Origin of the sequence: Moraxella sp. FZFQ2102 (assembly GCF_024137865.1) — a bacterium.
In the GTDB taxonomy this organism is placed as follows: domain Bacteria; phylum Pseudomonadota; class Gammaproteobacteria; order Pseudomonadales; family Moraxellaceae; genus Moraxella.
Genome location: NZ_CP099960.1, coordinates 2,287,047 through 2,309,443, shown reverse-complemented (window position 1 = coordinate 2,309,443; position 22,397 = coordinate 2,287,047). Strand labels below are relative to the sequence as shown.

Genomic DNA, 22,397 nt, shown 5'->3' with positions numbered 1-22,397 from the left:
CTCCTAACCAATGCTCAGTTTAGTCACATTCTTACGATAGCCATACCACAGATGGATGATCGCACGCGTCACCACGATGGCGGTAAATAGCGATGTGATGTTACCAATTGCCAATGTCACCGCAAAGCCCTTAATCGGACCTGTACCGATGGCAAACAAGATAAAGGCGATCAATAGCGTGGTGATGTTGGCATCGACAATTGAGCTAAAGGCGCGATCAAAACCTGCAGCGATGGCGTTTTTGGCACGCACACCATTGGCAAGCTCTTCACGAATACGCTCAAAAATCAACACATTAGCATCGACCGCCATACCGATGGTCAAAACAATACCTGCAATACCTGGTAGCGTCAATGACGAACCCAGTAGCGACATGATCGCGACCATCATGATCACATTGAATGCCAGTGCAATATTGGCAACCACACCAAAGAAACGATAGAAAATCACCATCCACAAGAATACCAGCAGATAGCCGATCTGCGTTGATAGCAGACCTTTATCGATGTTTTCTTGACCCAATGACGGACCGATGGTGCGCTCTTCAACAAAATACATCGGCGCAGCCAACGCACCAGAGCGTAGCAGTAGGGCAAGCTCACCCGCTTCAGCATCACTGTTTAGACCTGTGATGACAAACTGCGAACCCAATACCGCTTGAATGGTCGCTTGGTTGATCACGCGGCTTTCGGTATAAGGGGTGCGGATTTCTTTTTGTTCGCCTGTCGCAGGGTCAGTTTCATAGCTGACTTTTTGCTTATGTTCGATGAACAGCACTGCCATTGGCTTGCCGATCGCGGTACGCGTGGCGTTTTGCATCAAGCGGCCGCCAGCAGTATCTAGCGTGATGGCAACTTGTGGCATACCATTTTGGTCAAGACCCGGCTGTGCACCTTGTACGCGCTCACCGGTGATGATGGCTTGGCGCTCAAGCAGCACAGGTGGACCGTTTAGCTCACCAAATGGGAATACTTCTGTACCTGCAGGTGGAATACCCACGCCGCTATAAGTCGCTGCTTGATCGCTGACCATGCGAAACTCTAGGTTTGCGGTACGACCCAAGACACGCTTTGCTTCTGCGGTATCTTGGACACCGGGTAGCTCAACGACGATACGGTTCGCGCCTTGAGTTTGTACCAAGGCTTCAGCGACGCCAAGCTCATTGATACGATTTCTTAGCGTGGTCAAGTTTTGGCTAACCGCGTATTCATTGATCTCGTTCAGCTTCGCTTCGGTATAAGTTAGCTCCAGCGCAGCACCTTGGGCATCCATATAAGGACGCAGGGTAAAGTCAAGCCCCATGGTGTTTTGTAAGACACTTTGGGCGCGACTGCGTTCTTCATTACTGGTGAAAGTCAGCACCATACCATTGGCAGTGGTGCGCAAACTGGCAACAGGGATTTGATTGGAACGCAAAGTACGGCGCGCTTCTTGGCTTGCGGTCGCTAGGCGCTGCTCTAGGGCTTTTGCCATATCTACTTCAAGCACGAAGCGTACACCGCCACGCAAGTCCAGACCCAGTTTCATCGGCTTTGCGCCAAGGTTTTTTAGCCATTCTGGCGTGGTCTGCGCAAGGTTTAGTGCGACGACATAGTTCTCGCCCAGATCACGGCGCAGCACTTCTTGTGCTTTTAGCTGATCTTCTGGGGTTTTTAGGCGAACCAATGCGCTGTTATTCTCAAAACTGCCGCCATGATGCTCAAGACCGGCATTACTAAGCGCGCTTTGGGCTTGCGTCAAGACAGCATCAGTCAGCTCAGTGCCTGCAGTCGCACCGGTGATCTGTACGGCTGGCTCATCAGGGTATAAATTCGGTAGTGCAAAAATGCTACAAAAAGCAAGCACCACTGCGATGAGTATGTATTTCCAAGCAGGGTAGTGCATAGGGATTTCTTAATGATTGTGCAGTGTTTATATTTTATTTATTGTAATAATCTGAATAATATTACACAAATGATGTCACTGCAAAAATAAAAACAACCCAAAACTGCAAGACAAATCCAAGATTAAGCTTACAGTTTGGGCATTACGATGGATCAGATATTATCAACAGTACCAGCAGGCAGAACCATCAAGACGCTAGCTTTTTGGATCTTCACTTCGGTGGTGCCTAGGCTGATGACAGCATAATCGCCTTCGACTTTTTTGATTTTACCAATCAAACCGCCAGCAAATACCACTTCGTTACCTGCTGCCAAGCCATCAACCATCGCTTTGTGTTGCTTGTTGCGCTTAGACTGTGGGCGGATGATCAAGAAATAAAAAATCGCAAAAAATGCTACAGGGATTAACAGGTTCATCAATAGTGATTGCTGACCTGCTGGTGCGCCTGCGCTAGCGTGTGCCGCTGTGATGAATAAATCTAGCATAAAAACTCCTACAATGCGTATTAAAAATGTATGAAAACTTAAAATGATCGTCAATGATCAGTATCAATGGCAATAAACTTGGCGCAAATGCACCGCGATCGCACCATCAATTGCCCAAAGCCGACAAATACGAATGAAAAATAACCGCTATAATAGCACAATTTACCTAGAAGTGGCAGTATTTTCAGCGCAGCTTGACAGATATTCACAAAACTATGCTTGCAGTTATGCGCATTTTCACTTAATATGAGCGATAATTTTGGTTATCATATAATTTTTATGCCCCGACAGCGACCTTTGCACTCATCATATTTTGCCGTAATTTGTTGCGCGCTGATCGCCATCATGCCGATGGCAGCACACGCAAGCTTTGAGCTTGGTGGCACACCGATCAATTTGATTTTATTGATTTTTTTCATTTCTTTATCGCTCATTGTCTCTTTTGTGTGTTCGGTATCAGAAGCGGTGCTTTTGACGATGACACCGTCATACATCGATACGCTACAAGAAGATCGCCCAAAAATCGCCGCGCTCTTAAAAGAAGTAAAAATTGACAATATCGAAAAGTCAATCTCAGCGATTTTGACGCTTAATACCGTAGCGCACACGCTGGGTTCATTGGGCGCAGGCGCACAAGCGGTCATCGTCTTTGGTGATGTGTGGTTCGGGGTATTCAGTGGTGTACTGACTTTGGTGATTTTGATCGGTACTGAGATCATTCCAAAGACGCTTGGCACGACTTATTGGCGTCGATTTGCTACGCCTGTTGCTTATTATGTGCGCGCGATCAACTGGCTACTAATGCCGATCATTTGGATCACTGAGAAAATCTCGCGTTTTTTGACCAAGGGTCATCAAGAAAGCGGCTTTAATCGTCATGAATTTTTGGCACTTGCCACCCAAGGCGAAAGCTCAGGTCAGATGAGCGCGCTTGAGACTCGTATCATCAAAAACTCATTGGCGCTAGGCGTGATCAATGTCGAAGACATCGTTAGCCCGCGCTCGGTGGTGATGGCTTTTGATGAGAACATGACTGTCGGTGAAGTGCTCGCTTTACACCCAAAGTTACCATTCTCGCGCTTTCCGATTTATGATGAAGATTTGGACAATGCCACAGGCTTTGTGCTGAAGTCTGACTTACTCATCGCCAAGGCAAATCAAGGCATTCACACACCGATTAAGCAGTTTAAACGCGATATTAACTTTGTGTTTGCCAAGATGAAATTGTTCGATCTATTGGACTTGATGCTTAAAGAGCGCGTGCATATTGCACTGGCGGTCGGTGAATTTGGTGAAGTCAAAGGCTTAGTGAGTCTTGAAGATGTGCTAGAGACACTGCTTGGGCTTGAGATTGTCGATGAATTTGACCGAGTCGATGATATGCAAGCCTTGGCGCATCAGCTGATGGATCGCCGTATGGCACGCTTGGGTGCAAAGCTTGAACAAGACGACAGCGAACAAGAAATCAGCGAAGACAAATCATCTTAATAAAAAGGGGCAGTGATGTCCCTTTTTGCCGTTCTGTAGACAGAGAATTTGTGGTCAATAAATTTTTGCACACAGACTTCCCAAATTTGCAACAAAATGTTACAATTAGCCATCGTTGCTTAAGTTTGGCTTGCTATTGTGGTATTAAGCCGATAGGGTGAAAAATTTTGCCCATCATCCACCGATTAACAAGGGCTTTTTATGAAACAAAGTACCCGTCAATTTTTAAAACAAACTGTGAATGCCAGCTTATTGACTACGGTAATTGGCAGCTTAAGTAAATTATCAGGCAAAAATCTTGGCAAGGGCTTGGGTCTTGGCGTATTCATCACCGCACTTGGCGCACAAAGCTTAATCAGTACCCCTGCTTATGCGATGAGCGAACGCGGTGTGACAAGCTTTGCGGCCACCATGCGCACCGCTGCCAATAGCCAAAATATTGGTCAAATCTCTAAGCTGATCGCCGATGATGCCATCATTTCTTTATCAAGAAACAACAAAACCACCAGTCTAAACAAAGATGGCTACTTGCAAATGCTACAAAAAAGCTGGGCAAAAGCCACTAATTATCGCTACCAAATCAGCATCAGCGATGTGGTGATCACAGGTAATCAAGCCCGCGCACAAGTAACGACCACCGAGACTTGGACGCAAGCAGGCAAACCTGTCACCATCAAAACATCATCACGAGCGACACTCTCACAGCTTGATGGCAATACTGTGTTGCTAAGATCGGTTGCACAAGTGACGGTTGATTGATGGTTTGGCATAGCGATATACCAAAATCATTGAAATAACATCACTATCCTAATTCTTACGCAATATTTACCGCGCGTGTATTTGTGTTAATATCGCGCGGTTATTGATCATTTATCCTTGTCTAGCGGTTGATAAAATTGTCAAAATAAGGCATTATTGAGCTTTTTGTAGATGATACGCTCATCCCGTGATTTTTGCTGAGTTTGATGATAAAGGATAAGTGATGACACGCCCAACAAGTCCCAAAAAAAGCCGTTTAGTTAAGCCTTTAAGTATTGCCATTTCATCTTGTATTTTGGCAGCGTGTAGCAGCGCACCGACTTCATCAACTCAGCCGACCAGCACCAAGATGGTGCAGGGCAACTCAGCCAAGACTGCCAATACTGCTTATACAGGCGTGCTTGATCCGCAGATGCTCGATGCGCTCGAAGATCTGCTACAAGCCACCGATATGTCGATGGTGGAAGGTGATGAATTGGCAGTATCGCGCTATGGTAACTTGTGGGAGCGCATCCGCCGTGGCTATCGTATGCCTGATCGCAGCAATGCACGCATCGAAGCGCAGAAATCATGGTTCTATTCTCGCCAAAGTTATCTAGATCGTCTAACAGCACGCGCATCGCGTTATCTACATCACACCGTCGCCGAAGCAGAACGCCGCGGCATTCCATCTGAATTGGCGCTATTGCCGATCATCGAAAGTTCATACGATCCGACCGCCACCAGTAATGCTGCCGCCGCTGGTCTGTGGCAGTTCATTCCAAGTACAGGCCGTATCTATGGTCTGAACCAAAGCTCAAGCTATGATGGTCGCCGCGATGTCATCGAATCCACGCGCGCTGCTTATGACTTTTTGACAAGCCTGTATAATCAGTTCGGCTCGTGGGAACTGGCACTGGCTGCCTATAACGCAGGACCGGGGCGTATTTCTCGCGCAATCAAAGCCAATCAAGAGCAGGGCTTGCCTACCGATTATTGGTCATTGAAACTGCCGACCGAAACCATGAACTATGTGCCGCGCTTTTTGGCAGTGGCGCAAATCGTCAAAGAACCAAACAGCTATGGTGTCAGCCTACCTGCGATCGCCAACCACAACCACTTTCGTACCGTACCTGTCAATTATGGCGTAAGCTTGGCTGAAGTCTCATCGGTCACAGGCATCGGCGTCGATGAACTGCGCCTACTAAACCCAGCGCTACTGAGCCAAACGGTCGATGAAATGGGTCCAAACCGCATCGTCATTCCTGATAGCGTGCCATCATCGACGGATGCCAAATTATCTGCGCTAAAAGGCTTTGGCTTTGGTGGTGATTATGTCGCAACCGCACCGGCACAAAGCATTGATTTCGTCGTGCCAAAATCAGGCAACACCAAGGCAAATACCCAATCACAGCAAGAGCTGATCTTGGCAAATACTTTGCCAACCACCATCGCCAAAGTCACGGCAAACAACACCATCGTCCAAGAGCCTGCACTGAGTAAAGCTGAACGCGACTTCATCGCTGAACAAATCAAAACCGAAACCAAAAACACCGTTCAGCCTGTCAGCCCAGCCGATGGCAACATTCAGCTAGACGCCATCCAAACCGGTCAATCGGTACTTGATGCGCGTGGTGAAACCAAAACCATCCGATTCGCAGGCAGCCCTGCTGCCAAGCCTGCACCTACACCTACGCCACTGCCACCTGCCCAAAGCATCACTCAGCCTGCACAAGTGGCAGCTGAGCAGCCTGTCTTGGGTCAAAGCACGGTGATTGCAGCGGATGATGATGTACCGCCATCAGTTGTTGATGATGGCATGGATGGCTTTAGCCCATCGGTACAAACCCAAAACACCCAGCCATCTGCACCAAGCCGACCTGAGCCTGTGCAAGCGGCTGCACCTGCGCCAAAACCTACAGCAACAGCGCCTAAACCTACACCAAAACCTGCCGCCAAACCCGAAAGCTACACCGTCCGTGCAGGCGATAGCCTAACTTCGGTGGCAGCGGCAAATGGTTTGACAGTGGGTCAATTAGCAAGTTTTAATAATCTGCCTGTAGATTCAGGGATTTTAATCGGTCAAAAGTTATGGCTTGTCGCTGGTAAAGTCAAGCCACAAGCTGTACCAACCAAACCTGCAGCAGCACCATCAACGACAGCAAGCAATGCTTCTTCAAACAATAATCCTGCCACGCATAAAGTAGTTGCAGGGGAAGGCTTGACCGTCATTGCTCGCAAATATAATGTCAGCCTACAAGCCCTAGCTGCTGAAAATGGTTTATCAGTGACTGATAATGTCTTGATCGGTCAAGTGCTAAAACTACCAAATGGGGCGGCAGCGCCTGTACAAACCGCTAAAGCCGCTGCACCAAAAGTTGAAAACAAAACCGAGAGCAAGGCAGAAAGTAAAGCCGAGAACAAACCCGAAAGCTACACCGTCCGTGCAGGCGATAGCCTAACTTCGGTGGCAGCGGCAAATGGTTTGACAGTGGGTCAATTAGCAAGCTTTAATAATCTGCCTGTAGATTCAGGGATTTTAATCGGTCAAAAGTTATGGCTTGTCGCTGGTAAAGTCAAGCCACAAGCTGTACCAACCAAACCTGCAGCAGCACCATCAACGACAGCAAGCAATGCTTCTTCAAACAATAATCCTGCCACGCATAAAGTAGTTGCAGGGGAAGGCTTGACCGTCATTGCTCGCAAATATAATGTCAGCCTACAAGCCCTAGCTGCTGAAAATGGTTTATCAGTGACTGATAATGTCTTGATCGGTCAAGTGCTAAAACTACCAAATGGGGCGGCAGCGCCTGTACAGCCTGCTAAGACTACGCCTGCGCCAACGCCAAAAGCTGCAAGTAACAATACAAGCACTGCCGCAACCGATAGCTACACGGTGAAAGCAGGTGAGAGCTTGACTGCATTGGCATCGCGTTTTGGGGTGTCGATCCAAGAGCTTGCCAGTGCCAATAACCTTGCAACCAATGCCAATCTACTGGTCGGTCAGCGACTGCGTGTGCCAAAAACCACCACAACTTACACCGTCAAGGCAGGTGATGGCTTGATCTCATTGGCGCGCCGTTATGGCATCAGCGCTCAAGAACTTGCCAAGATGAACAACATCGAACCGACGGCAAATCTACAAATCGGTCAAGTACTGACTGTGCCGAATAAATAAGTTTGGCAAAAAATTAAGCCTGTATCATGATGATGACAGGCTTAATTTTTTTGGGTGTTAATCTTGAATTTAAATTGTGATGTTAATGAGAAAACCATCAATCACGCATTGGCATTGTGTTTTTTGATCGCTTCTAAATAAGTGCGGATATTGGTCACATAGGTGATGCACTGACGATAGCGCGAGTTTTTCGCGGCGTTTTTATGTAGATAAGCATAGAAATTCAGCCACAGATTTGGATCTTTACCCGATTCGCTTAGGCGTGACTGAATCTGACGCACGGCATTTGGACCCATATTATACGCCGCAAGCACGAACCACAAGCGATCCACTTCGGGGATGTCTTGAAATTGCGATTGTAGTTGGCTTAGATATTTCGCGCCGCCGCGGATGCTTTGTGCAGCATCATTACGGTTTTTTACGCCCATTGCTTTGGCGGTGTCTTGGGTGAGCATCATGATCCCTTGCACGCCCGTTGGCGAGACAGCATTGGCATTTAGGTGCGATTCTTGATAACCAATCATCGCAAGCAGCTGCCAATCATGATTGAACTCTTTGGCACTCAAGCGAAAACCGTATTCATACAGCGGCAGTTTTTGGATCGCATCAGCAAAATGCTGTGCATTATAGGCATTATCAAGCAGGGTATCATCATGAAATTTAGCTAAATAACTTAAATCTTCTTGAAATTCATCATCGCACAGAAACTGCGTGACATTACTGACGATATCGCTGTCAGCTTGGCTGACGAAAACCAAATCCGCATCAATGCCTGCACCTGCAAAAATCGCACGCTCACTGTCGCTGCACGCCAAAGGACTGATGGGTAGCTTGGCGGATTGTTCGCTGATGATATTAGATTGGCTTAATAATGCCAAATCCACATCACCTGAATGCATCGCCGACAGCACCGCATTGGCATCATCGAACTTAATCACGCGCAGCTCCACGCCCAAATGGCTGGCATACTGCCGCGCAACATCATAGCCAAAGCCATGCATTAGCCCATCTTCATCATAGACTGTACTGCGACCAGTCACCGCCGCCAATGTCAGCACTTTATTTTGGGTCAAACTATCGATCCCACGAATTACTTTTGCTTTGATCGCAGGGTCATGCTGAATGATACCGATGGCGGGGATGATGATCAGCGCACCGATCACGGCAGCAAAAGCCGTGCGCACATAGTACTGTGGATGGGTTTGGCGATAACCTTCAAGCTTGCGGTACAAGGCTTGGGCGTGAGTTTGGATGGGGAAAAATAAGCGATTTTTGATCCATGCCCATTTACCTGTCTCCAGATCACGACGAAACACCACCCGTTTTGGTGTCGGGCGGTAAGCGGATTTGTCGCGTTTGGGCAGTTGTGAATTTTGGCTCATAGATCACTGATAAGTAAGCTTTGCTTTACTTTAAGCGTTTTTAACTCATCATACTATGCAAAAAAATCCCAAAAATCGCAATGCACGACAACACAATTTTACAATAATCTGATCAAAAATTGACAGTAATCAGCAAATTTACCCCAAATTCTACCTAATTATTTATATTTATAAAATAATATTACACAGTAAAATGCTATAATCAATTTTAGAACGCGCACGCACTGTGTTGTCAAGTTAAATTTTGTACTTAGATGCGCCGCACAGTTTTTATCAAATGATTCGCGCAAGGGTGATCACACCGGATTATCCACATCGACAAATGTCACCGCCACGCCAAGTCTATCAGCGATCAGCTCGCCAAGCTTACGGATACCGCCGCGCTCTGTGGCGTGATGCCCTGCAGCAAAATAATCAATGCCCATTTCTCGGGCAAAATGCGTCGTGCGCTCGCTGACTTCACCCGAGATAAAAGCATCACAACCCATCGCATATGCCTGCTCGATCATATCCTGCGCACCACCTGTACACAGCCCAATCTTGTGCAAAGTACGGCTTGGATCATTGCCAATATATAATGGCGCACGGCCTAGGACTTTACTGATTTTATCGGCGAAAGCTTGTGCTGAAATCGGCGCAGTGGTAGCGATATTACCGACAGGGTACTTCTCATGTGGGTACAAAGCACCGACAATTTGCAAATCAAGCTCTTTGGCAAGTACGGCATTATTGCCAATAACAGGGTGTGCATCAAGCGGCAGATGATAAGCAATCAACGAGATACCATGCTGCATCAGACTGCGAATGCGATTGCCTTTCATACCTGTCAGCGGTGCTGGCTCACCTTTCCAAAAATAGCCATGATGTACCAAGATGGCTTGAGCATTTTGGGCGATGGCGGCGTCAATCAGTGCTTGACTTGCAGTTACGCCAGTGATGATTTTATCAATTGGCACGCCTGCATCGACTTGTAGTCCATTGGGGCAATAATCGCTGAAATTGGCAGCTTGTAGATACTCATCACAAAAATCGGTCAAAGCTTGGGCGGTGATGGTGGTTGTCATGTTGGTTTATCCGATAGAAATGGTAAATTTAGGCTATTGTAATGACTTCATGGGCACTTGGCAAGCTTAGAAGGGTTTTTGGGTTTCTAGGGCTTTTTGTATGACTTGACGATCATCAATATAACTTGTGATGTGGATTTGGCAAATTGATAAAATTTAGAAAAATTGATTAGACTCATGATTACCAAATGTATCCACCTTGAAAAACTTGCTTGATACGCCCATGATATACTGCACGATAAACTGCAAATAACACCATCACGCCATTTAATAAGGATAAACTATGAACCAAAAGCCAATTCACCAAAAACAACAAGGCTTTAGTGCTTGGGCGATTTTGCCTTGGCTACTTGCCATCGCTTTGGCGGCTGTGCTGTGGCTTGTCTATGACCAATTACAAAGCACTCGCACAAGCCTTGAGACCGCAAATGCCGCCCAAGTAGAGCAGCAACAAGTATGGCAGCCTAAGATTGCAGAAGCTGGCAATCTGCCTGATGCTGCCAGCCCAATCAGCTCATATCAATCAGCGGTCAAAACCGCCGCTCAGTCTGTGGTCAATATCTATACCACCCAAGATATCAGACGCCAGTTTGCCGATGATCCTGCACTTCAGCAGTATCTAGAACGCTATTATGGCGATCAGCTGCAACAGGGCAATAGCCTAGGCTCAGGCGTGATCGTCTCAAAAGATGGTTATATCATTACCAATGCCCATGTCATCGAAGGGGCTGATGAGATTGTCATCGTGTTCAATGATGGCTCAAAAGCACGAGCAAGTGTCGTGGGTCGTGATGTCGAAAGTGATTTGGCGGTGATTAAAGTTGAGCGAAATGACCTTGTGCCGATGGCGTTTCGTGATACTGCCATCGAAGTGGGCGATGTCGCTTTGGCAATCGGCAATCCCTTTGGTGTGGGGCAGACCGTCACCCAAGGCATCATTTCAGCGACAGGGCGTGCTGGGATTGGCGTGAGTGCCTTTGAAGAGTTTATCCAAACTGATGCCGCCATCAATCCAGGTAACTCAGGCGGTGCACTGGTTGACGCCAATGGCGCTTTGATCGGTATCAATACTGCCATCTACTCTCGCTCTGGTGGCTCAATGGGGATTGGCTTTGCCATTCCGACATCGACTGTCGCAAAAGTGATGAATGATTTGATCAGTAAGGGCTATGTCAGTCGCGGCTGGATTGGTATTGAGTTTGCGCGCTCAAGCGATGATCCGACTGCACTTGAGACGCCAAAGGGCTTGACTGTGGCGCGCGTATTCCCAGACAGTCCAGCGGCGCAAGCAGGGCTACAATCAGGCGATGTCCTGCTGCAGATCGATGATATAGTGCTATCTAATGATGCAAGCCTTGTCAATCTGATCGCCCAAAAATCACCTGGTACGACAGTCAAAGCCACCATCAAGCGCAATGGTCAAGAATTGATGCTGGACATCGTCCTAGCCGAACGCCCATCACTGAGCGCACACAATCAAAGCGAACCAAGTGATGATAAAGCCCAAAACCCGAATGATGGCAGCTATGAAGCACAGCTTCAAAGACTGATCGATGAAGTCAAGCGACTGCAAGGGCAGTAATTTAGCCAAAAATAAAGCGTATGTGATGGCATACGCTTTATTTTTGTAACCCAACTTACTTAGGTATAACCAAGCGATCTTGCTTGTCAAAAAACCGCCGTATCACAAAAACCGCCGACAGCGTACAAGAAATCGTACTGCCCGCACAAATCAAAAACATCGTCACAATCTGATAGCGCACCGCCTGCGTCGGATTTGCGCCCGCTAGGATTTGCCCCGTCATCATCCCTGGTAAGCTGACCAATCCCACAACCATCATCGAGTTAATCGTCGGCAGCATCCCTGCACTGATCGCTGTCGCCATAGCCCGATGACACGCTTCAAAAGGCGTGGCGGATAGAGCAAGTAGAGTGCGGATTTGGCTTTGCTGCTCATGCAGATGCTCAATCAGCCGACCTGTGGTCAGCGAAATCGCCGTCAGTGAATTGCCCAATATTAAGCCCAAAATCGGAATGATATACTGCGGCGCATACCATGGTGATACCTGTAAAATCAGCAGCATCGCCACCAATGTCACCGCAAAAGTCGCCACACCAAGCGCAATAAGCGTATCGATAAGCAAACCTTGATAAGGTTTTTTAACACGGTTCTTAGCAGAAATGGCAGCGATGATGGTCATCGCCGATAAAATCGTCAGCACTTCGACCATCGATTCGCGCGCGAACACCCAAGCTAAGATCAAGCCAATTAAGCTTAGCTGAACAATTGTGCGAATACTGGCTACAATCAGCGTGCGCGCAAGCCCAAGTTTCAGCCACCACGACACAATAATGGCGACCAGTACCAAGCTTGCAGAGATCAATACATCAATGAATGTCAAAGTCATGTACGCACCGCCAAGCAGCCATCTGCCATCTGCCAAATTTGTGTCGCGTACACTTGCTCATCCTTACGATGACTGATGGCAAGCACGGCACGCATCGGATCGGCAGATAGCCACGCCTGCACCATCTGCCACAGCACCCGAGCGGTGACATCATCAAGCGCGGCAGTCGGTTCATCAAGCAGCAGCAAGGCAGGATTTAATTGCAAAGTGCGTAAAAAGTGCACAATCTGCCGCTCGCCACCAGATAAATTTGCGATGTCTTGATGGATAAAATCTGATGGCTTGCCAAATTCAGCTAGGCGCGCGACGCACCACGCCTGATCAAAGTTGCGATCTTTATACTGCTTAAAAGTAAAAGGCAGAGCAAGATTATCAAGCACTGTGCCATCGATCATCACAGGCGTCTGCGTCAGTAGGGCGATTTTGGCGCGCCACTGGGTAGGCTCTGTGGTGTGCTGCGATAAAATATGCCCACGATCATACAATGACACCTGCCCAAAATGCGGCAGCTGATTTGCCAAGGCTGATAATAACAACGACTTGCCCGAGCCTGATTGACCACATAGCACGATCAAGGATTGGCGCGTGATTGTCCCTGTGGCATTATTTAGCAATACTTTATCTTCATGTGTGATACTGATACCATCAAATTGTAATAATGCTTGATCGGTATCTGTAGATAAGCTTATATTCATACGATGATCACACAAGCGATTTCATCAGATCGGCAAACTTCTGCGGTAAGCGATAAGGGCGAATTGCCTTGCCATCATTACGCACGCACGCAAGCGTGATCATGCCTGTGGTGGCAGGCTTATCACTATCAGGTCGATAGATGCTTTGGGATAGGATTAGGCTTGCAGGCTTGATGGTCAGACTATCTACGGTAACGCTCAGCTCATCATCGACCAATAGTGGGGCGATATATTTTAGTTCGGCTTGACTTACCACAAAATGCACCGCACCGCCTTGACCATGGGTATTCGCCGCACTGTCGCCATCCTTGGATAAATCAAAAAAGTAGCCATCATAGCCTAAGGACGCCAACCAATCACGGCGACAATTTTCAAAAAAAGTGAGATGATTGGCATGATAGACGATCCCGCCTGCGTCGGTGTGATTGATATAGACTTTGTAGTTTTTTTGAAAAATAGCCATCATAAATTCCTTGATAATCCGTCTAGCCTTAGCATCGATTGGCTTACTATTGTACACCTTTTCATGGCTTGGTGGTAGTACCAAGCACGGTAAGTTGATGAATGCCAAAGTCATCACAGCACAAAAAAATTTCGCCATTTATCCCAAAAAATTGTTACAATAGTCAGCAATTTTATGTTGTTAGGCGTTTTATGATGACCACATTTGTCAGTTTTAATATCAATGGGCTTCGAGCCAGACCACATCAGCTACAAGCCGTCAAAGAAAGTTTGAACGCAGATATCATCGGATTACAAGAAACCAAAGTGCATGATGAAGCGTTTCCACTCGAGATGGCAAGTGAGCTTGGCTATCATGTGGAATTTTTTGGGCAAAAGTCGCATTATGGTGTGGCACTGGTATCAAAGACAGCACCGATTTTTGTACAAAAAGGCTTTCCATTTGGTGATGCTGAGGCACAGCGTCGTCTGATTCATGCACGCTACGATTTCGATGGTCGTGTGGTGGATGTGATTAATGGCTATTTCCCCCAAGGCGAAAACCGTAGCCATGAGACCAAATTTCCCATGAAGCGTGCATTTTATGCAGATTTGAACCGCTATATCAATGAGTTGACCACGGCAGGGCGTGAGCTTGTCATCATGGGTGATATGAATATCTCGCCACTGGATATCGATGTCGGTATCGGTGAAGTCAATGCCAAACGCTGGCTTGCCAAGGGGACTTGTTCATTTTTACCCGAAGAGCGAGACTGGTATCAAGCCTTGATGGCGACGGGTCTAAGCGATACTTATCGCCTATTCCGTCCAAATGCCGCTGATGAATTTAGCTGGTTTGATTATCGCTCTCGTGGCTTTGAGGATACACCTAAGCGTGGACTTCGTATTGACCATATATTGTGCACCGATGGACTAAAAGCCGACTGTATCGATGCTGGCATCAGCTATGATATTCGCGGCATGGACAAGCCATCAGATCATGCACCGATTTGGGCGAAGTTTGATTTGTAATGGGTTTTGTCATGGTGGTTTGTCAATTGAGTGATGGTTAGGATTATCTCAATTGATTATAAATCAGCCATTTTTTTGACGACAATTTTTTAGATGACTATCAGCGATAAATAGTGACTATCGCAGTCGGTTTTGTAATTTAGCAACATGGAGTGATGTTATGGCAGTCGGTGATATTAGTATTCCGCAGACGATTTATCCAATTTTTGGTGTCAAAATCGGCACGACCAAGGCGCACGTGCGATATGCCGACCGCCGTGATTTGGTGGTGTTTGAGATTGCAAAAGGAGCGAGCGTAGCAGCGGTCACCACTCAAAATCAATTCTGTGCCGCACCTGTGCAAGTACTTCGTAAGCACATTGCAAATACAGTGACTACACATCTACTCATCAATACTGGCAATGCCAATGCCGCAACAGGTGCTGATGGCGTCAAGCGTGCACTTGCCACTTGTGATGCCTTGGCAAATAAAGCTGGTGTGAGTATCGAGCAAATCTTACCCTACTCAACTGGTGTCATCGGTGAGACTCTACCTAGCGACAAAATCATCGCAGGGCTGGATAGTGCTTTGGCAGATTTGTCCGAAAATAACTGGCTGGATGCAGCACACGGTATCTGCACGACTGATACCATCCCGAAGATTGCTAGTGAGAAGGTAAGCATTGATGGCGTGGATTATCACATCACAGGCATCTCAAAGGGTGCAGGGATGATTCGCCCAAATATGGCGACGATGCTTGGCTTTGTGGCGACTGATGCCAAGATTGATCAAGCTGTGCTCCAGTCCATGCTCATCAAGCTAACCAATGCCTCATTCAACCGCATCACCATCGATGGCGATACATCGACCAATGACTGCTGTACGCTGATCGCCACAGGCACAGCCGGTGAGATTGGCGAGAGCCATCCGCGGTTTGGCGAGTTTTATGCTGCACTTGAGCGTGTGTTTGTCCGCTTGGCGACGCTGATTGTGCGTGATGGCGAAGGGGCGACCAAGTTCATCACGGTCAAAGTCACTGGTGGTAAAGACACCAATGAGTGTGCCGATGTCGCTTATGCAGTGGCACATTCGCCATTGGTCAAGACGGCGTTTTTTGCCTCTGATCCGAACTGGGGTCGCATCCTAGCAGCGGTTGGCTATGCAGGTATTGAGCTTGACCAAAGCCGTGTCAGTGTCGCACTCGATGAAGTATCCATCTGTGAGCGTGGTGGATTGGCAGATGGCTACACCGAAGCGCGTGGCAGTGAGGTGATGAAGCGTCCTGAGATTACCGTACACATTGAGCTTGGGCGTGGTGATGCCACAGATACTGTTTATACCTGCGATTTGTCTTATGACTATGTGAAGATTAACGCCGATTATCGTTCATAAACAGGCGAACTGGTGCAAACAGCTATTGTTAGAATTGACAATAGCTGTTTTTTTACTTGCTAAGTGATTCGGTTATTTGATAAGATACAGATAGGTTTTGTTGCAATTCAGCAAGGTTTTATCATCAAAGGGTCATATTATGAATCGTGCTTATCGAGTGATTTTTAACCATGCCACAGGCGTATGGCAGTGTGTGAGTGAATTGGCACGCAGTAAAGGCAAAAGTAAGTCGTTTAAGACTATGGCTTTGGTCGGTGCTGTGATGGCAAGCTCATCAGCGATGGCGGTGGATTATACTTCTAGTACCACAATCACTGATAATCCACACATCATCGCAGGTACCGATACGGTTGATGGCCATCGCACAGTTGTTAATTATCAAAATACCATCATTGGCGACACGACGACTGCCAGTCTAACCGTTACTAATCAAAACGCCAAATCTACTGATGGCACGCTTACCATCGTCTCACCTGAAATAAAAGCCACATCGATCACTCTAGGTCAGTCATCAGGCTCTCGAGGTACTTTGTCCGTCACTGATGTGGCAGCCTTTAGTGCCCATGCAACATCCCCAAAAGCGACGATCGCTGAAAATCTATTAGTCGGTGTTAATGGAGTCGGCCATGTTGCTTTCTCGCAGCGTGGTGAGATTATTGTCGGTAAAGACTTGATCGCAGGTGTTAATGTTGTCAGTAAAGGCAACACCATCACTTTGGGCAAAGAAAATGAATCGACCACTTCATGGGGATCGGATAACCATATTCAGGTCGCAGGACAAACGATTATCGGTGATAGCGGCTCTGCGACTATCAATGCCCAAAAAGGATATTTGATCTCCGATCAAGGCATCATTTTAGGTAATAAACAAGGATCTCAAGGCACCATCACATCTGCTGTCGATATTGGATCTTTTATCACTGGTGTGCGCACCACCCAAGACTTGATCGTAGGTAATGAAGGTCATGGCATCATTGATTTAAAAAGTGGTAGCGTTTCTGCAGGGAACATGATTTTGGGAAAAACCAAAGCAGGTGTAGGCAGTGTTACGCTTGACCAAGAAAATGTTGAAGATCGCTATATCAAAATCTTTGCTGACAATCTAATTGTCGGCGATGAAGGTACTGGCACTTTTACTGCAAAAAACTCAGAAAACAACGGATGGTCAATCTTAACCGATGTCCAAAATGTCATTATTGCAAATAAAGCAGGCTCACAAGGCGTGCTTACGGTTGATAATGCAGCGGTGGATTTTAATGATACGGTTACCGTTGGTAATGAAGGTCAAGGTACGCTAATCATTGACAATAATTCTATTTTTCATGTGGGTAATATCGTTAGAAATCCAAAGGGCAAAGCTACTGTAAAAATTGATAACGCATCATTGATTGATAGTGCCCGCAGTGAGAATAATTTCTTTGCAGGATTTGATAGCACAACCCCAATTGAGCTTGGTGCAGGCGGTGTACTATTCCAAATTGATGCAGATTACACTGATATCAATGGCAATGCGGCTATAGAACCACATTATGTCAGAATCAATCCAAACGCACGCTTGGTGGGAAATGTTGGCACTGCCAAAGGTGATTTATATGAGACATCCCGCCCAAATGTTGGATTTACAAAAACTGGTATGGGTACTTTAGAGATCGATAGCGCATCTATGGGCTGGCAGGGCGATACCATTGTCTCTGAAGGTGTGCTCAAAGTTAATGGCGACTATGCGATGAAAGCAGGGGATCGCTTGGGTATTACCCTATTTGATTTTGATTATTTTGATCAAAAACAGAATGAATGGGTCGATGCCGATGATGTTATTGATCCTAATGCTGACCCATATGGCAAATTTGTCTTTAACGGCACTGCTGACATCAGTAATGGCGAGTTTGTTGTTCTTACACAAGAGTTGATAAACAACACCGACAAATCTGCGGTATGGAAAGATGTCATCACTGCAGAAAAACTAGTAGGGCAATTCAAGCAAGTGACTGATAACAGTCCTTTGGTGACTTTTTATGCGGATTATTCCGATCCAAATAAAGTTCATCTCACTTTGGTTAAGCCTGAAGAACCACAAACGCCTGAAGTACCGCCAGTGGTTGAGCCAAAACCTGAACCAAAACCTGTTGAGCCGCAGCCTGTCGTACCGACCGATCCTGTTGAGCCTGTGCAGCCTGAGCCGACACCACCAGTTGTGCCACCAGTGGAAGAAACGCCTGCTAAGCCTGATGTTCAGCCAGAGCCTGAGCCAGTTGAACCAACACCACAGCCAGAGCCTGAGCCAGTGCCATCGGTGCGTGATGTGAACTTCGTGACTGCGGTCAATGAAAACAACAATACCGATACGCTGTCATTGGCAAGCTTCCTAGATGGTGTCGTGGCAGATGGTTCTGCACTGTCTGATGCACTGCTTCGTGATACGGTGAATTTTGATTCTGCCAAGCTATCACAAGCAGTCAGCGAGCTTGAGCCACTGATGATGGGTGCAGGCAATCGTATTGTTCATGATGCTAATGCACAGGCATTAGGAGTGATTTTTGATACAGATATTAACCGTGATCGTGCCTTCTGGGCGAAAGTGATCGGTAAGAGCAGCACGCTTGATGCTGATGACACAGGCGCGCTGGGCTATAACAACGATGAATACGGCGTGGTGACAGGTATCGATACCATGCTCGATCAGACGCGTGTCGGTGTCGCGGTGTCTTATGTACACAGCGATGCAGACAGCCGCGGACGCACGAATCATCAGCTGACCGCCAAGTCTAAGCAAGCGATCATCTATACTGATCACTATGCAAATGACGCAACCCGCCTGTATGGTCAAGCTGCCATCGGTCGCAGTGATATCGATGGTGAACGCCATCTGAACACGTTGACCAATTCTGTAGCGAAATCAGATTATCAAGCCAATACCGTCAATGCAGGCATCGGCGCGGAATACCGCATCGGTACCAGCGATCGTAACATCACGCCATTTGTGGCATTCGACTATGCACGCGTGCGCGCTGATGGCTATCGCGAAACAGGCGCAGGGGTGTATGATCTGACTGTGGATAAACAAAGCTTTGAGAGTGTGCGTAGTACCATCGGTGCTAAGTTCAATCAAGCGATCACACCAAAGCTTGTTCTAACTGGTAAGCTTGCCGCGGGCTATGAAAGCGGCGATGCGGCAAGCTTCATTAGCGCAGGCTTTGTTGATCATGATGGGCGCTTCAGCACACGCAGCCGCGAAATCGGTCGCACGATCGGTATCGCAGGGGTGGGCGCAACCTATCAGCTGACACCACGGGCTCAAGTCTCAGCGACTTATCAAGGTCAGTGGCAGTCAGGCTATGACAGCCAATCGGCGAATGTCGGCTTGCGTATCGCATTCTAAGCCATCACACCAAACAAAATGCCCAAGCCATCATCGGTTTGGGCATTTTTGTGGGATATTTGTATTTTGATTAATTAAGTATAATCATTACTCTGTAAATGCTGGCACAAAACCACATAAAACTTATGTGCCGCATCACTGAACGCCCGTCCGCGCAAGCGATACAGATACGATGCGCGCGTGATGCGTGGTGCAGTTAGGACGCGCATTTCTAGTCCGTTTTGGGCGACACGGGCGCGTGAATAGGGCAGGCATAAGGTTACGCCCAAGTTTTGGTTTACCATGCTAAATGCCGTGGTCAAAAAGTTCACTTGATATGCGGAGTTTTTCACCATTTGCGCTTCTTCTTCGGGCAGCTCATCGCTGAGTAGATCACTGAACACGCCTGCCATGGTGATCAACTTTTCGTGTTTTAGGTCTTTCCATTCGACCGAGTCGCGCTTGGTCAAAGGGTGCGCTTGTGGCATCACCGCATAAAACGGCAAATCGAACAGCATCTCAGATGATAGGCTGTCACTGATATTACGCGCAGGTGCGATGCCAAAATCCACTTCACCAGATGCCACCGCACTGATCACCGTATCGACTGAACAGTCTTTGACCGAAACTTTGATATTCGGATAAGCGGTGACAAATTCTGCCATCACCTTGGGCAAAATCGCCGCGGCAAGCTGCTGACTGACAGCGATATTCACCACGCCACTTTCTAATGCTTTTAGGCGTCCGACTTCTGTCGCCATGGTCTCGACATCATATAAAATCTTGGTCGCCATCGGATAAATGTGCTGACCTGCGACCGACAAGGACAGCTTGCGCGTGGTACGATCGAACAGCCGCAGTGACAGCGTCGTCTCAAAATCCTTGATCAAGCCACTCAATGCCGACTGGGTCAAATGCAGGCTTTCTGCTGCCTTGGTGAAACTGCCTGTCTCTGCCACTGCCTTGAAGGCGCGCAGTTGTTTTAGCGTGACATTATTTAAATTCATGATCCTTGCTCTTTTTGTTGTCAATACTTATCACAAATCGCGATAAATAATTAAGAAAATACCGTTTTACCTTTTGCCTGATTTTTGGTGAAATACACCTAAGGTTGAACACACAACCCAAGCACATGGCTTAAGCTGATTTTTTTTATAAAGGAGTATAATTATGTCAATCACCCAAGGCGTTCACCATGTCGCATACCGCTGTAAAGATGCAAAAGAAACCGTCGAGTGGTACCAAAAACATCTAGACATGGGCTTTGTGCTCGCCATCGCCGAAGACAAAGTACCGTCCACTGGCGAGCCTGATCCGTATATGCACATTTTTTTGGACACAGGTGCAGGTAATATTCTAGCATTCTTTGAGTTGCCAACCAAGCCTGAAATGGGTCGCGATGAGAATACGCCACTATGGACACAGCATTTGGCACTGAAAGTCAAGGACATGGATACGCTACTTGCCACCAAAGAAAAGCTGATCGCAGGCGGCGTGGATGTACTTGGCCCTGTCAATCACACACTGTTCCATTCGATTTATTGCTTCGATCCAAACGGTCATCGCATCGAGCTTGCTTGTGATGTCACCACCGATAAGATGGCAAAAGCGCTCGATAAAGTCAAGTGGGATATGCTCAATGAATGGGCAGTGACCAAAAAAGCCCCACAGCACGCGCGCTGGGTGCATGATGGCACTGAGCCACCTGAAGTGTGATTTTGGCTTGTGATTTTTGATGACTTTTTTGATTTTTTATAAATTTTAATTAACAACAAGGAAAAAACTTATGAAACTAGCAACACTAAAAAAAGGCGGTCTGGATGGTACTTTGGTAGTCGTAAGCCGTGATCTGAGTATCTGCCGTGAAGTCGCTGACATCGCACCGACACTACAAGCAGCACTGGACAACTGGGATGAAGCTGCACCGAAGCTAAAAGCCGTATATCAAGAGCTTAACGACAGCAAGCAGGGCGATGCCTTTGACCAAGCCGCTTGCCATTCACCACTGCCACGCGCCTATCAATGGGCGGACGGCTCAGCGTATCTGAACCATGTGGAGCTGGTGCGTAAGGCGCGTAATTCACAAGTGCCTGAGTCTTTTTATGAAGATCCACTAATGTATCAAGGTGGTTCGGACAGCTTCATCGGCCCACGCGATGAGATCTATGCCAAAGAAGAGTGGGGCATCGACATGGAAGCGGAAGTGACTGTGGTGACAGGTAAAGTCGCACTGGGCAGCAGCGCAGAAGAAGCCGCTAAGCAAATCCGCCTAGTGATGCTGGTGAACGATGTGTCACTGCGCAATCTGATCCCCGCTGAGCTTGCTAAGGGCTTTGGCTTTTTCCAAAGTAAGCCTGCATCGGCATTTAGCCCTGTGGCGGTCACGCCAGATGAGCTAGAAGACTGGTCAGATGATGCCAAGCTGCACTTGCCACTGGTGGTACATCTGAATAACAATTTATTCGGTCGCCCAAATGCTGGCACGGACATGACCTTTAACTTCGGTCAGCTTGTCGCCCATGCTGCCAAGACGCGTAATCTTGCCGCTGGCACCATCATCGGCTCAGGCACGGTCTCAAATAAGCAGGACAGCCTATGGGGCTCAAGCGTCGAGCACGGCGGTGTCGGCTACTGCTGCTTAGCTGAGCTGCGCATGTATGAAGCCATCGAAGGCAAACCGCAAACTCCATTCATGACCAATGGCGATGTGGTGCGCGTCGAGATGTTCGACAAAGATGGCAATAATATCTTCGGCACGATCGAAAACACGGTCAAAGCGATTTGATCACCGCTTAATCCAATCAAATAAAATCAGCCATGTTCAGTGGCTGATTTTATTTGTTGGGTTTGAATTTAAGGGTTGATAAATTAA

Annotated in this window: 17 protein-coding genes; 9 read left to right on the top strand and 8 right to left on the bottom strand. The window is 47.3% G+C overall.

The window, feature by feature from the left end; genetic code table 11:
- Positions 1 to 3: 3 nt before the first annotated feature.
- Positions 4 to 1,884, bottom strand: a complete 1,881-nt coding sequence (gene secD / locus NGM44_RS10740; RefSeq protein ID WP_253223634.1) for a protein translocase subunit SecD — start codon at positions 1,882 to 1,884, stop codon at positions 4 to 6.
- A gap of 152 nt (positions 1,885 to 2,036) precedes the next feature.
- A complete protein-coding gene (gene yajC / locus NGM44_RS10735) occupies positions 2,037 to 2,369 on the bottom strand; it encodes a preprotein translocase subunit YajC (RefSeq protein ID WP_253223633.1) in 333 nt (110 codons plus the stop codon).
- 477 nt (positions 2,370 to 2,846) lie between these two features.
- On the opposite strand from yajC, the gene NGM44_RS10730 reads away from it, so the two are divergent.
- From NGM44_RS10730 to NGM44_RS10720, 3 genes are all read left to right on the top strand, one after another.
- Positions 2,847 to 3,857, top strand: coding sequence for a CNNM domain-containing protein (locus NGM44_RS10730; protein WP_371923555.1), 1,011 nt, complete (start codon positions 2,847 to 2,849; stop codon positions 3,855 to 3,857).
- 201 nt (positions 3,858 to 4,058) lie between these two features.
- Entirely contained in the window at positions 4,059 to 4,616 is a 558-nt protein-coding gene (locus NGM44_RS10725; protein ID WP_253223632.1) for a nuclear transport factor 2 family protein, read from the top strand.
- Positions 4,617 to 4,839: 223 nt separating this feature from the next.
- On the top strand, positions 4,840 to 7,773 hold the full coding sequence (locus tag NGM44_RS10720) for a LysM peptidoglycan-binding domain-containing protein (protein WP_253223631.1): 2,934 nt from the start codon (positions 4,840 to 4,842) through the stop codon (positions 7,771 to 7,773).
- A 101-nt stretch (positions 7,774 to 7,874) separates the two neighbouring features.
- Here the strand turns inward: NGM44_RS10720 and NGM44_RS10715 are convergent, their stop codons facing one another.
- Complete coding sequence (locus tag NGM44_RS10715) at positions 7,875 to 9,155, bottom strand: transglycosylase SLT domain-containing protein (protein ID WP_253223630.1); 1,281 nt, start codon at positions 9,153 to 9,155, stop codon at positions 7,875 to 7,877.
- Between the two features lie 296 nt (positions 9,156 to 9,451).
- A complete protein-coding gene (locus NGM44_RS10710; protein ID WP_253223629.1) occupies positions 9,452 to 10,219 on the bottom strand; it encodes a Nif3-like dinuclear metal center hexameric protein in 768 nt (255 codons plus the stop codon).
- A gap of 283 nt (positions 10,220 to 10,502) precedes the next feature.
- Between NGM44_RS10710 and NGM44_RS10705 the strand changes: the two genes are divergently transcribed.
- Positions 10,503 to 11,801, top strand: a complete 1,299-nt coding sequence (locus NGM44_RS10705; RefSeq protein WP_253223628.1) for a S1C family serine protease — start codon at positions 10,503 to 10,505, stop codon at positions 11,799 to 11,801.
- A gap of 55 nt (positions 11,802 to 11,856) precedes the next feature.
- Here NGM44_RS10705 and fetB read toward each other — a convergent pair whose 3' ends face one another.
- The 3 genes from fetB to NGM44_RS10690 are packed head-to-tail and all read right to left on the bottom strand — an operon-like array spanning position 11,857 to position 13,923.
- Positions 11,857 to 12,663 (bottom strand): iron export ABC transporter permease subunit FetB, encoded by an 807-nt coding sequence (gene fetB, locus NGM44_RS10700; RefSeq protein ID WP_253223627.1) that lies wholly within the window; start codon positions 12,661 to 12,663, stop codon positions 11,857 to 11,859.
- Positions 12,624 to 13,322, bottom strand: coding sequence for an ATP-binding cassette domain-containing protein (locus NGM44_RS10695; protein WP_253223626.1), 699 nt, complete (start codon positions 13,320 to 13,322; stop codon positions 12,624 to 12,626). The genes fetB and NGM44_RS10695 overlap by 40 nt, the downstream gene beginning before the upstream one ends.
- Positions 13,323 to 13,329: 7 nt before the next feature.
- Entirely contained in the window at positions 13,330 to 13,923 is a 594-nt protein-coding gene (locus tag NGM44_RS10690; protein ID WP_253223625.1) for a thioesterase family protein, read from the bottom strand.
- A 56-nt stretch (positions 13,924 to 13,979) separates the two neighbouring features.
- Between NGM44_RS10690 and xthA the strand changes: the two genes are divergently transcribed.
- From xthA to NGM44_RS10870, 3 genes are all read left to right on the top strand, one after another.
- Positions 13,980 to 14,795 (top strand): exodeoxyribonuclease III, encoded by an 816-nt coding sequence (gene xthA, locus NGM44_RS10685; RefSeq protein ID WP_253224688.1) that lies wholly within the window; start codon positions 13,980 to 13,982, stop codon positions 14,793 to 14,795.
- A 160-nt stretch (positions 14,796 to 14,955) separates the two neighbouring features.
- Positions 14,956 to 16,167 (top strand): bifunctional glutamate N-acetyltransferase/amino-acid acetyltransferase ArgJ, encoded by a 1,212-nt coding sequence (gene argJ, locus NGM44_RS10680; protein WP_253223624.1) that lies wholly within the window; start codon positions 14,956 to 14,958, stop codon positions 16,165 to 16,167.
- A gap of 139 nt (positions 16,168 to 16,306) precedes the next feature.
- On the top strand, positions 16,307 to 19,546 hold the full coding sequence (locus NGM44_RS10870; protein WP_305884150.1) for an autotransporter domain-containing protein: 3,240 nt from the start codon (positions 16,307 to 16,309) through the stop codon (positions 19,544 to 19,546).
- A gap of 74 nt (positions 19,547 to 19,620) precedes the next feature.
- Here NGM44_RS10870 and NGM44_RS10665 read toward each other — a convergent pair whose 3' ends face one another.
- Positions 19,621 to 20,532 (bottom strand): LysR family transcriptional regulator, encoded by a 912-nt coding sequence (locus tag NGM44_RS10665; RefSeq protein ID WP_253223623.1) that lies wholly within the window; start codon positions 20,530 to 20,532, stop codon positions 19,621 to 19,623.
- A 163-nt stretch (positions 20,533 to 20,695) separates the two neighbouring features.
- Between NGM44_RS10665 and NGM44_RS10660 the strand changes: the two genes are divergently transcribed.
- Together NGM44_RS10660 and NGM44_RS10655 are read left to right on the top strand one after the other, a co-directional pair.
- The gene (locus tag NGM44_RS10660) at positions 20,696 to 21,241 is read left to right on the top strand and encodes a VOC family protein (protein ID WP_253223622.1); all 546 of its coding nucleotides are present in this window, start codon (positions 20,696 to 20,698) and stop codon (positions 21,239 to 21,241) included.
- 70 nt (positions 21,242 to 21,311) lie between these two features.
- Positions 21,312 to 22,310, top strand: a complete 999-nt coding sequence (locus NGM44_RS10655) for a fumarylacetoacetate hydrolase family protein (protein ID WP_253223621.1) — start codon at positions 21,312 to 21,314, stop codon at positions 22,308 to 22,310.
- The last annotated feature ends 87 nt before the right edge of the window (positions 22,311 to 22,397 follow it).

Bases quoted from the DNA above. Each gene is read 5' to 3' on its own strand.
- NGM44_RS10665 (WP_253223623.1), bottom strand. From the start codon at position 20,532: ATGAATTTAAATAATGTCACGCTAAAACAACTGCGCGCCTTCAAGGCA.
- secD (WP_253223634.1), bottom strand. From the start codon at position 1,884: ATGCACTACCCTGCTTGGAAATACATACTCATCGCAGTGGTGCTTGCT.
- argJ (WP_253223624.1), top strand. From the start codon at position 14,956: ATGGCAGTCGGTGATATTAGTATTCCGCAGACGATTTATCCAATTTTT.
- NGM44_RS10690 (WP_253223625.1), bottom strand. From the start codon at position 13,923: ATGGCGAAATTTTTTTGTGCTGTGATGACTTTGGCATTCATCAACTTA.
- NGM44_RS10655 (WP_253223621.1), top strand. From the start codon at position 21,312: ATGAAACTAGCAACACTAAAAAAAGGCGGTCTGGATGGTACTTTGGTA.
- NGM44_RS10725 (WP_253223632.1), top strand. From the start codon at position 4,059: ATGAAACAAAGTACCCGTCAATTTTTAAAACAAACTGTGAATGCCAGC.
- yajC (WP_253223633.1), bottom strand. From the start codon at position 2,369: ATGCTAGATTTATTCATCACAGCGGCACACGCTAGCGCAGGCGCACCA.
- NGM44_RS10720 (WP_253223631.1), top strand. From the start codon at position 4,840: ATGACACGCCCAACAAGTCCCAAAAAAAGCCGTTTAGTTAAGCCTTTA.
- NGM44_RS10715 (WP_253223630.1), bottom strand. From the start codon at position 9,155: ATGAGCCAAAATTCACAACTGCCCAAACGCGACAAATCCGCTTACCGC.
- NGM44_RS10710 (WP_253223629.1), bottom strand. From the start codon at position 10,219: ATGACAACCACCATCACCGCCCAAGCTTTGACCGATTTTTGTGATGAG.
- NGM44_RS10660 (WP_253223622.1), top strand. From the start codon at position 20,696: ATGTCAATCACCCAAGGCGTTCACCATGTCGCATACCGCTGTAAAGAT.
- NGM44_RS10870 (WP_305884150.1), top strand. From the start codon at position 16,307: ATGAATCGTGCTTATCGAGTGATTTTTAACCATGCCACAGGCGTATGG.
- NGM44_RS10705 (WP_253223628.1), top strand. From the start codon at position 10,503: ATGAACCAAAAGCCAATTCACCAAAAACAACAAGGCTTTAGTGCTTGG.
- NGM44_RS10695 (WP_253223626.1), bottom strand. From the start codon at position 13,322: ATGAATATAAGCTTATCTACAGATACCGATCAAGCATTATTACAATTT.
- NGM44_RS10730 (WP_371923555.1), top strand. From the start codon at position 2,847: ATGACACCGTCATACATCGATACGCTACAAGAAGATCGCCCAAAAATC.
- xthA (WP_253224688.1), top strand. From the start codon at position 13,980: ATGACCACATTTGTCAGTTTTAATATCAATGGGCTTCGAGCCAGACCA.